This window comes from Blautia sp. aa_0143 (assembly GCF_004167315.1).
GTDB lineage: Bacteria > Bacillota > Clostridia > Lachnospirales > Lachnospiraceae > Blautia_A > Blautia_A fusiformis.
In genome coordinates, this window is record NZ_RCXU01000001.1 from 162,912 (window position 1) to 173,784 (window position 10,873).

Genomic DNA, 10,873 nt, shown 5'->3' on the forward strand with positions numbered 1-10,873 from the left:
ATCAGGGCAGACACCACGCTGCCCGCCTATCTTCCATACCCCCGTTTCCTGCTGAAAATGGAGATTTCACAGACCGCCAAGCTGCTGTATGCGCTTTTATTAGACCGCTCCACCCTGTCACAGAAGAACGGCTGGCAGGACGGCGAGGGCAGGATATTCATTGTCTACCCCGTTGCGGAGATAGCGGAAATGCTGGACAAGGGTTGTACCGCCATCAAGGGAGCCTTGAAAGAACTGGACGCAGCCGGGCTTTTAGAACGGGAACGGCGGGGCTTCTCCGCACCCAATCGGCTTTATGTGAAAGTGCCGCCTGTCCCAGTGGTACGGTTTTCCGACCAACTGATGGCCGGAAAAGCGACCCTCATACAGTCGGAAAAGCGACCTTATGACGGTCGGAAAACCGACCCTATGATGGTCGGAAAACCGACCCCTAACAAAACTAATATAAACAACTTAATAGAGAACCAAACAATGAGAGCGAGTGGGGAGCCGCCCACAGCTTATGGCCGATATGAGAATATTTTTCTGTCAAAGGACGAATATGACGAGTTACAGGCAGAATACCCGGACAGGCTGGAACGGCTGATTGAGGAAATGAGCCATTACCTTGCCGCCAGCGGGAAAGCCTACCAGAATTATGCCGCCGCCTTGCACAGATGGGCGGCCAATGACAAAAAGGGAGCCGTAAAACAGGGCATCCCCGACTATACCTGTATGGAGGGAGAAAGCTTATGACAAGTGAAATCAAAGATATTTTGGAGAACATGACAACCGCCGCCCCGGAGATGGAGGACTATATCGGCGAGGACGGACTGCTTTACTGCGGAAAGTGCCATACGCCGAAAGAAGCCTACTTCCCGGAGGGTAAGGAGCTGTTTGGCCGTGACCGCCACCCGGCAGAGTGCGACTGCCAGAGAGCCGCCCGTGAGCAGCGGCAGGCCGCCGAGGAACACCGCCGCCATGTGGAAGCCGTGGAAAATCTGAAACAGAGGGCTTTTGCCGACTCAGCCATGCAGCAATGGACATTCGAGAACGACAACGGCAGAAACCCGCAGACCGGGATTGCCCGGCGGTATGCGGAGCATTGGGAAGAAATGCAGGCCGAAAACATCGGCTGCCTGTTCTGGGGGAACGTCGGCAACGGGAAAAGCTACCTTGCGGGCTGTATCGCAAACGCCCTCATGGAGAAAGAAGTCCCCGTATATATGACGAACTTCGCCGTTATCCTGGGCGACCTCTCTCCCGGCTTTACAGGCCGGAATGAGTATATTTCCCGCCTTTGCCGCTATCCGCTGCTTATCATTGACGACTTCGGCATGGAGCGTGGCACCGACTATGGACTGGAACAGGTATTCCATGTGATTGATACCCGATACCGCAGCAACAAGCCGCTGATCGCCACCACCAACCGCCCGCTGGACGAGTTGAAAAAGCCGACAGACACGGCCCATTCCCGGATTTATGACCGACTGCTGTCCATGTGCGTCCCGATACGCTTTACTGGCGTCAACTTCCGGCAGGAAACCGCAAAGCGGAAAATGGAAACCATGAAGAAACTGCTGGCTGAATGAAAGGAGTATTGCCTATGGAGAATATCAAGCAGCACGACCACCGTACCACCCGCCGCCCCGACTGCGTGACGGAAATCCGCATGGGGAATACCGTTCTTGTCGTGTCCGGCTTTTTCAAGAAAGACACCACCAGCACCGCCGCCGACAAGATGGCGAGGGTACTGGAAGCGGAAGCCGCTGCTACACAAAAAAAGGCGATTTGACAAGCTGTAAAGAAGCAGATTTATCACTTTTACCGCTGTACAGCCGCCCCTGTTCCGTGGTACAATGAAACCACGGAATAGTGGGGCTGGCTGTCGGAAACGGAGGATTTTATGTTAAGACAAGCCACCCAAAACCTCATTACCGCCCTTTATCCGAGATTGTCCCATGAGGACGAATTGCAAGGCGAGAGCAATTCCATTTCCAACCAGAAACGGATTTTGGAAGCCTACGCCAAGCAGAACGGCTTTACCAATCTGCGCTGGTACACCGACGACGGCTACTCAGGTGCGAACTTCCAGCGGCCCGGATTTCAAGCCATGCTTGCAGACATTGAAGCCGGGAAAGTCGGCACCGTCATAGTCAAGGACATGAGCAGGCTGGGGCGTAATTACTTGCAGGTGGGATTTTACACGGAAATGCTGTTCCCTCAAAAGGGCGTGCGTTTTATCGCTGTCAATGACAACGTGGACAGCGCAAACGGCGGCATGGACAATGATTTTACCCCTCTGCGGAACTTATTTAACGAATGGCTGGTGAGAGATACGAGCAAGAAAATCAAGGCAGTAAAGAAAGCAAAAGGCATGAGCGGCAAGCCTGTAACCAGCAAGCCAGTCTATGGCTATCTCATGGACAAGGACGAGAACTATATCGTTGACGAGGAAGCCGCCCCGGTTGTCCGGCAGATTTACCAGCTTTGCCTTGCGGGAAATGGCCCGACCAAGATTGCCCGTATGCTGACGGAGCAGCAAATCCCCACGCCGGGGACGCTGGAATACCGCAGGACGGGCAGCACCCGACGCTACCACCCCGGCTATGAGTGCAAGTGGGCGACAAACACCGTCGTCCATCTGCTGGAAAACCGGGAGTACACTGGCTGTCTGGTAAACTTCAAGACGGAGAAGCCCTCTTACAAGGTCAAGCACAGCGTTGAGAACCCCATCGAGAAGCAGGCTATCTTCCCAAATCACCATGAGCCGATTATCGACACGGAAACATGGGAGCGTGTGCAGGAGTTACGCAAGCAGCGAAAACGCCCGAACCGCTATGATGAAGTGGGGCTGTTCTCTGGTATGCTGTTCTGCGCCGACTGCGGCCATGTGCTGTATCAGCAGCGGTATCAGAACAAGAACCGCAAGCAGGACTGTTATATCTGCGGCAGCTACAAGAAGCGTACCCGTGACTGTACGGCACACTTTATCCGCACCGACCTTTTGACGGCGGGCGTGCTTTCCAATCTCCGGCAAGTGACGGAATACGCCGCCAGGCATGAGAGCCGCTTTGTAAAGCTGCTCATCCAGCAGAACGAAATCGGCGGCAAGAGAAAGACCGCCGCAGCCACGAAGCAGCTTGAACAGGCCCAGACACGCATTGCCGAAGTGAACCGCATTATCAAGCGGCTGTATGAGGACAATGTAAGCGGCAAAATCAGCGACGAGCGTTTCATGGAGCTGTCGGCGGACTATGAGCAGGAGCAGCGGGAACTGAAAGACCGGGCTGCCGCTTTGCAGGAGGAACTTTCCAAGTCGCAGGCCGCCACCGTCAACGCCGAGAAATTCATGGGGATTGTGAGAAAGCACCTTGCTTTTGAAGAATTGACCCCCACCCTCTTGCGGGAAATGATTGAGAAAATCGTCGTGCATGAGTGCAGCTATGACGAGAACGGCACCCGCAGGCAGGACATTGAGATTTATTACAGCTTTGTCGGCAAGATAGACTTGCCGGAAGCCTAACGCCTGACCTATCCGACACAGCCCTAAGTGCCGGATAGGAACGGCAAAATTTTTTACACTTCTATTACTTCTTTATCGCACATTAGCAAAGTCACAAGGAATAAAACACTTAATGTCTTCTATGTGAAAAGATTTTAAAGAGAAAATGCACATCCTACGCAGATAACATGACAATTTCATGCAAAGCGAAAGGAGACACCATGAAAATCGAATACACAAAAGTGGGAGACTATTATTTACCGAATCTTTACTACCCGGAGGAAACCAGACCGATTGGCTTATGGGGAATGCTTCGGAAGGAATATCTGAAAGAACATAAATCTGGAACTTATACATATCTTCTTCTGACCGCCAGGCTGGACAGTTATTTGGCAGATCTGAATGAACAGGCACAGGAACGCTTTGAATTGATCGAAACTCAGATGCGAAGTGCGGAGGGAGTTTCCGAGGAACTGAAGAGACAGAATCCTATGGAATGGCTATGCCACTGTAACAATATCCGCAACCGGGCTGCTGAGATCATCAAGCAGGAACTGATTTATGTATAAGGGGGATTCTAGATATGAGAAGAGAACTGATTGAAAGTTATTATGAAGAATACCAGCGGGAGCTGGAAAGATTTCTTGAATCTGACCCGGAGATGTTCACTCTGGAAGCAGAAATTCATCATTACATAGAAATACTGGAACCGGTCCTCAGAGATGGCGGACAGGAGATGTGGCAGACACTGGACAGGATTATTTCAGCGAAAAATGCAATGGAGGGAATTGTGGCAAAAGAAATGTATATCCGGGGATTTCTGGATTATGAAAGACTGGTGTGTGAAAAAGACAGTAAGATCTGAATAATCAGAACATAGACTATATATAACGAGGCTTTTATTGTATAGACAGTAAGAGCCTCATTTAATATAGTTTTCATAATAAAAAACAGGTGGTAGTACGTATTTGCTTTGTGTTATATAAGAATTGGTCTGGCTGAACAATGGTGAAAATTTACTATGATTTTACTTAAATCTGATTGAAGGATGAAAAAGTGATGATATCATATAGTGGGTTGATAGGGTTACAGAAAATGTATTCACAGAGGCAGAGAAGAAATAATGAAAGTAAAAAATGCAGATGAATTTTATAAAATATTAGAAAGAAAGGCTATATATCCGGTATTTCAGCCGATTGTAAATTTACAGACTGGAGATGTGGCAGGATATGAAGCTCTTAGTCGTATCGACAGGCATGATACGACTCTTATGATTTCAGATTTGTTTGTGATTGCTGAACAGGTAGGCTGTGTTTGGAAATTGGAAAAATTGTGCAGAAATAAAGCATTGAAGGCAGCGGCGAATAAACCAGAACATGCAAAATTATTTCTTAATGTAGATGGTAATATCATTCAGGATAAATCGTTCATACAGGGATTTACAAACCGTAAGGCTGCGAAAGCCGGAGTACCGTCCTGTGACATTGTATTTGAAATAACGGAACGGTCGGATATAGAAAACTATCAGATTCTGCAACAGATTATGAAGCATTATGCAGATCAGGGATATGAAATAGCTTTGGATGATGTTGGAGCTGGATATTCTGGTCTGAACCGTGTAGTAAATACATCGCCAAACTACTTAAAAGTTGATATAGAACTGGTCAGAGATATTCAAAAACATAAGAAAAAGGAAATTATGATGGAATTTCTGTTGCATTACTGTAATGAGACAGGAGCAATTCTGATTGCAGAAGGGATAGAAACAGAAGCAGAGTTGGAGTGTCTGTGTAGATTAGGTGTTCATTACGGACAAGGATATTTTCTTGGAAGACCGGACAGAACGTTCAAAAATGTAAGGAATGAGGCGATGTTGGTATTACGTAGACTGAATAATAAATCGTAATGAAAACTATATGTCAGCAGGTGAAAAATGAATAAGTCAATTATAACATTATAAAGATTTCCATTGATTTTTACACCTATTTTACACAAGCACTCACATAGATTTGATTTCTGTCTTCTATAATTGTATAGGAAAATGTAGATCTTATATAATAACAGGAGAGGAAAGAGAAATGAACGAGAATGTGAAAGTGGTTTTTGGTCTGATCGGTGGCCTTGCCTTGTTCCTTTATGGAATGAACAGCATGAGTGATGCACTTCAGAAAGCCGCAGGAGAACGAATGAAAAAAATCCTTGGATTTCTTACAAGAAATCCAATTATGGGAGCACTTGCCGGAGCACTTGTAACAGCTGTATTGCAGAGCAGTTCAGCGACGACAGTTATGGTTATCGGTTTTGTCAGTGCGGGACTTATGAGTCTTCCGCAGGCAATTTCTGTTATCTTTGGTGCCAACATAGGAACCACTATGACGGCACAGCTGATGGCATTTAAAATCAGCAATTATATTTATCCAATTATCTTTGTTGGATTTATTCTGAACTTTGTTAGCAAAAAAGAAAAGGTTAAAAATATCGGTATGGTAATTTTTTCATTCGGACTTTTATTTGAAGGAATTGAAATCATGGGTGAAGTCATGAAACCTTTGGCGGGAAGTCCGGTCTTTGTTGATCTGATGGGAAAAGTTTCATCCATTCCGGTTCTTGGTGTTGTACTGGGAGCGGTCATGACATTGGTTGTGCAGAGTAGTTCAGCTACGATTGCAGTTCTGCAGAATTTTGCATCACAGGCAGGACCGGACGGAGTAAGCAGTGTAATAGGGCTTACCGGTGCGATTCCGATTCTTCTTGGAGATAATATAGGTACAACGATCACAGCACTTCTTGCATCAATTGGACAATCTAAAAATGCAAAACGTACAGCAATTGCGCATAGTATTTTTAATATCAGTGGAAGCTGCGTTTTTATTTTCCTGGTTCCGTGGTTTGCAAAATTTGTCCAGTTTATTTCACCAAAGGGAAATGAGATTGATGTGATTTCAAGACAGATTGCAAATGCACATACAACGTTTAATATCGTCTGTACACTGGTCTGGCTGCCACTGATTCCGCTGATGGTAAAAATTGTTACAACAATCATCCGTGGAAATGACAAAACAGAGAAAGCAGCTTTTGAACCCAAATATCTGGATATGAAAGTGATTGAACAGCCGGCGGCTGCTATGGTTCTGGTATCTAAGGAACTGAACCGACTTGGAGAACTGGCAGAATCTCTGTTAAGTGATTTAAAAACGGCGATTGTAGCAGATGGAGACTCAAAAACTCATGGTTCGTTTATAGAAAATCTGGAGATTGTACATCAGTTACAGGACAGTGTGACAGAATATATTACCAGATTATTCGCAAGCGGAAACCTTACAGAACAACAGTCTGAGCAGACGGCAGGGTTACTGTATGTAAACAATAGTATTCAGAGGATTGCAGACAGATGTGAAGATATTGACCAGATATGTGAAAAAGTAAATAACAATGGAAAAAGACTGACCAGTGAAGCCTCCTCAGAAATGGAAGACTGCATTGATATTATCCAGCAGCTTTTAAAGAAAGCAATGGAGGCAATCCGTAAGGGTGATGCTGTAGTGGCTGAAACAGTTTTTAAAAATAAGAAAAAAATGCATAAAGCAGAGAAAAAATACAGTAAGGCACATTTAAACCGTGTAAAAAATGAGGTTTGTGATGCGTCTATGACAAGATATTTTTCTGGGATCATGTATAATTTTGACCGTATGGCAGATAATTGTGTCAGCATTGCAGAAGAAGCCTGTGATAATGTGGCTTTTATAAACCTTGATGAAGAGACGGGAAAATCAATGATGGAAAGAGGTGCAGTATAAAATGGTAAAGAAAAAAAACATCCGAAAATCTGCACTTCTGCTGATAATGATAATGCTGGCAACGGGAATAACAGCATGTGGAACCGAGGAAGAGCCATTGCCGGATCTGTCTGCTATGGGAGCTGTCACAGCTGTATCACGAGAAGAAGGGTCAGGAACCAGAGCAGAATTTGAGAATCTTTTGAAACTGCCTGAGAGTGATACAGGAATAGTTGTTGATTCTACAGAGAAAGTTCTGAAAAAGGTGGAAGAAGATAAAAACGCAGTTGGTTATGTCACATATAGTTCCGCAACAGATACGAATGGAAAAATACTTCAAATCAACGGAGTTCTTCCTTCTGAGAAAACAATAGACAATAACAGTTATCCTCTTTGCAGGGATTATTATCTGGCTTATAATGGAGAACTGACAGATGTGGAACAGGATTTCCTGACTTATGTAAAGAGTAAAGGACAGGATATTGTGAAACAATATTGTATTCAGGCTGACAGTACAACAACATTCCTTTCTGACAAGTCAGAAGGAAAGATTCTGATTGAAGGATCCACTTCAATGGAACCAATGGTAAAAGCACTGGCAGATGACTATCAGAAACAAAATCCAAATGCTGAAATAGAAGTAAAAGCAACAGATTCTTCAAGAGGGATTACGGCGGTGATAAGTGGAGAGTGTGATTTCGCAATGTCATCCAGAGAATTAAAGGATTATGAAGCAGAGCTTCTGGAAACAAAAGTCATTGGAAAAGATGCTATAGCTATTGTGATAAATGAAGAAAATCCACTGGAAAATCTTACAATAAAACAACTTACAGGTCTGTACAATGGAACATATAAAAACTGGGATGATCTTTCCTGAGAAAAACGAATATAATATCTTACAAGCACTGACTATAACGGTCGGTGCTTCTTTTTTGGATTTTTTCAAAATTATCTGACATTCTTCAAATTCCCACGTGTGATTAGTGGAAAAATAATTTTTTCTGCAAAAGTACCGTCCAAATGCCCTCTGAAACTTGCTATTAGTGAGGGAATATTTCATTTATGCGAAAAAAACTTGCAAAAGGGGGTTGGTAAATACCGCTTCCCAGGCTTTATAGGTAGAGGAACAATTATTTTAAAAATTTTACCCCAAAGATGTCCGCTTTTGCCTGTCTCAGTACAGAGTATGTGAAGGGACTAACAAAAGTAAAAGAAAAAATGATAAAAATGCAAAAAAATATCACGAATCTTTTGCATCTTGCGAAGTCATTTGACTCTAGTAATCAGAGGACGTTTTGGAATGTTCCTTCGATGAACCTTGACAACCGATAAGTGCACCCTGGAAGCCTAACAGGAGTTATGCCATGACCTTTCTTTTTCTGAGAGCGAGCGAAATTATAATGACACTCCCGATGATGGGCGGCTGACCGAAGCCTTATGGTCAGTGACCTGCTGATGCAGGCAGAGGCAGTCTGAGACGGCTGCAGGTGACAGGGAAACGCACGCCAGACCGCCGGACGAATGAAACTGATGACAATGTTTACAGGGCAAAATGCCCGGAAAGGAGCAGTTTATGACAGAACTGAAAATGAAAGAAATGCAGTTGATTAACTGGTTTGGATGCCCGAATCTGATTTATACAAGGGAGAGAATCCATCTGGTTGCCATGCTTACAACAGATGAAGAAATGAAAAAGAATCTTTACAGGGTATGCAGATTCCTTGCAAGAGAAGAAATCGCATATCGGTATCCGATCATGTATGAAATGATCCGGAAAATATTTTCACCGGATGATACCAATCCACCGGAAGCATGTGCAATGTTTATGCCGGACGATGAAACAGATGATGAAGAATATGCAATGGCAGCGTAGCTGCGGAAAGGACAGTAACGATTATGAATAAAGTGGTTTTAATGGGAAGACTGACAAAGAATCCGGAGATCAAATATGCCGGAAAAGATAATGATATGGCAGTAGCAAGATATACACTGGCGGTAAACAGAAGATATAAACGTGACGGTGAACAGGAAGCGGATTTTATTTCCTGTGTCACATTCGGAAAGAGTGCAGAGTTTGCACAGAAATATCTTCACAAGGGAATGAGGATTGTGATTGGCGGTCGTATCAGCACTGGCAATTATAAGGACAAGGACGGGAAAACAATTTATACTACAGATGTGATCGTGGAAGAACATGAATTTGCCCAGAACAAGGATAATGGTGTTGGAGCTGATTCATCGGAAACACCGAAAACAGATAAGGACGGATTTATGGAAGCACCGGAAGGTGAGGTTCCATTCGACTAAACCGAAGTAAATGGTTGGAGAGGTTGCCCTTTGTCGGGGCATCCTCTTTTCCATTTTACAGAAGACATCAAAAATTACAGGTATTCAACCTAACGAAATCGTGATATAATCAAAATATGTTCAGATGAAAAATATGGAGGTTGCTTATGGGCGTAAGTTATAACCGATTATGGAAAATGCTCATAGATAAAAATATGAAGCGGATAGAGATGCAGTACCTCACCGGGATCAGTGGAAATATTCTTGCCAGGATGGGAAAAAACCAGTATGTATCAATGGAGACGATTGAGAAGATCTGCAAGAAGCTGGACTGCACCGTTGATGAGATGCTGGAATTTACAGATGATGAGTAACAAGAGCAGACATGTCAAATTATTAAAACTGGAAGAATGCTTCAGAAGTCGAAAAAAGAAATTGAAAAAAGATAACACGCCGGATACGGCATAAATCTCTTAGCAACGCTAAGAGCGCACTTCTATACAGGCAATTCCATCTGCCTGTATCGTGCGACCTGCGGTGCTGTTCCCGATTTCAAGAAATCTCAAACCGGGAAATACAGCGAAATCAGAGATTTCGTACAAGGGGAAGATCCCCTTGCGGCACAGATGCCTATCCCTGATAAAGTTTGTGACTGAATATTTCAGATATAGACATATAAGGGGAAAGAAAGTGTGAAATCAAAATTTGTGGAGAGATTTTATGATTAGAAAAGCAATACTAAAAGATGTTAATTCGATTGAAGATACTTACAATGAGCATTTCCAGTATGAACTGAATCATACAGCCTTTACTGTATTTAAGAAAGGGGTTTATCCAACGAAAGATGATGCAGAACGGGCTATTTATGCTGGTGCTTTGTTTGTATATGAAGAAAACGGAACAATTGTTGGAAGTATCATTATTGATAAAGTTCAACCAATAGAATATGCAACTATTCCTTGGAAAGAAAAATTATCTGAAGATGAGGTAATGGTAATTCACCTTTTAATGGTACGTCCGAGTATGTCTGGTAAAGGAATTGCATCATCACTAATAAAATTCGCTACAGAATTAGCACAAAAAAATAGTTGCAGGGCACTACGTTTGGATACAGGAAGTCAAAATATTCCTGCGCTATCTTTGTATCAAAAAAATGGATTTGAAATAATTGCTAGTGCTTCTAAAAAAGTTGGAGATGTAATTGCACACAAAAACCATCTTTTTCTCGAAAAGATATTGTAGTTCGTAAATTCCAGTTGTGCGCCCAGCTAAGGGTGTGTAGTCAAGCCGGTGGGATTCCGGTTTATCCAAGGTTTAGCCAACCAGA

The 10,873-nt window shown here is 43.8% G+C and carries 13 protein-coding genes; all 13 read left to right on the plus strand.

Annotation, left to right across the window (positions count from 1 at the left end; all coding sequences use genetic code 11):
- The 13 genes from EAI83_RS00785 (at position 1) to EAI83_RS00845 (ending at position 10,788) form a co-directional block, all read left to right on the plus strand.
- The gene (locus EAI83_RS00785) at positions 1 to 735 is read left to right on the plus strand and encodes a replication initiator protein A (RefSeq protein WP_432765087.1); all 735 of its coding nucleotides are present in this window, start codon (positions 1 to 3) and stop codon (positions 733 to 735) included.
- Complete coding sequence (locus EAI83_RS00790) at positions 732 to 1,571, plus strand: ATP-binding protein (RefSeq protein ID WP_000200031.1); 840 nt, start codon at positions 732 to 734, stop codon at positions 1,569 to 1,571. Before EAI83_RS00785 ends, EAI83_RS00790 begins: the two co-directional genes overlap by 4 nt.
- A 14-nt stretch (positions 1,572 to 1,585) precedes the next feature.
- Entirely contained in the window at positions 1,586 to 1,774 is a 189-nt protein-coding gene (locus EAI83_RS00795; protein WP_000427739.1) for a transposon-encoded TnpW family protein, read from the plus strand.
- A 111-nt stretch (positions 1,775 to 1,885) separates the two neighbouring features.
- Positions 1,886 to 3,505, plus strand: a complete 1,620-nt coding sequence (locus EAI83_RS00800) for a recombinase family protein (protein ID WP_000945966.1) — start codon at positions 1,886 to 1,888, stop codon at positions 3,503 to 3,505.
- 200 nt (positions 3,506 to 3,705) lie between these two features.
- On the plus strand, positions 3,706 to 4,053 hold the full coding sequence (locus tag EAI83_RS00805; protein WP_015543451.1) for a TnpV protein: 348 nt from the start codon (positions 3,706 to 3,708) through the stop codon (positions 4,051 to 4,053).
- 14 nt (positions 4,054 to 4,067) lie between these two features.
- Positions 4,068 to 4,349, plus strand: coding sequence for a hypothetical protein (locus EAI83_RS00810; protein WP_003864601.1), 282 nt, complete (start codon positions 4,068 to 4,070; stop codon positions 4,347 to 4,349).
- A 258-nt stretch (positions 4,350 to 4,607) separates the two neighbouring features.
- Complete coding sequence (locus EAI83_RS00815; protein ID WP_003864600.1) at positions 4,608 to 5,390, plus strand: EAL domain-containing protein; 783 nt, start codon at positions 4,608 to 4,610, stop codon at positions 5,388 to 5,390.
- 172 nt (positions 5,391 to 5,562) lie between these two features.
- Positions 5,563 to 7,281, plus strand: a complete 1,719-nt coding sequence (locus tag EAI83_RS00820) for a Na/Pi cotransporter family protein (protein ID WP_020944839.1) — start codon at positions 5,563 to 5,565, stop codon at positions 7,279 to 7,281.
- A 1-nt stretch (position 7,282) separates the two neighbouring features.
- Positions 7,283 to 8,137 carry a substrate-binding domain-containing protein gene (locus EAI83_RS00825; protein ID WP_129974466.1) on the plus strand — a complete coding sequence of 285 codons (855 nt, stop codon included), beginning with the start codon at positions 7,283 to 7,285 and terminating at the stop codon, positions 8,135 to 8,137.
- 696 nt (positions 8,138 to 8,833) lie between these two features.
- Positions 8,834 to 9,133, plus strand: a complete 300-nt coding sequence (locus EAI83_RS00830; RefSeq protein WP_015543455.1) for a hypothetical protein — start codon at positions 8,834 to 8,836, stop codon at positions 9,131 to 9,133.
- 23 nt (positions 9,134 to 9,156) lie between these two features.
- Positions 9,157 to 9,567, plus strand: coding sequence for a single-stranded DNA-binding protein (locus EAI83_RS00835; RefSeq protein ID WP_003864594.1), 411 nt, complete (start codon positions 9,157 to 9,159; stop codon positions 9,565 to 9,567).
- Positions 9,568 to 9,713: 146 nt separating this feature from the next.
- On the plus strand, positions 9,714 to 9,920 hold the full coding sequence (locus tag EAI83_RS00840) for a helix-turn-helix domain-containing protein (protein ID WP_003864593.1): 207 nt from the start codon (positions 9,714 to 9,716) through the stop codon (positions 9,918 to 9,920).
- A gap of 346 nt (positions 9,921 to 10,266) precedes the next feature.
- Positions 10,267 to 10,788 (plus strand): GNAT family N-acetyltransferase, encoded by a 522-nt coding sequence (locus EAI83_RS00845; RefSeq protein WP_003864592.1) that lies wholly within the window; start codon positions 10,267 to 10,269, stop codon positions 10,786 to 10,788.
- The last annotated feature ends 85 nt before the right edge of the window (positions 10,789 to 10,873 follow it).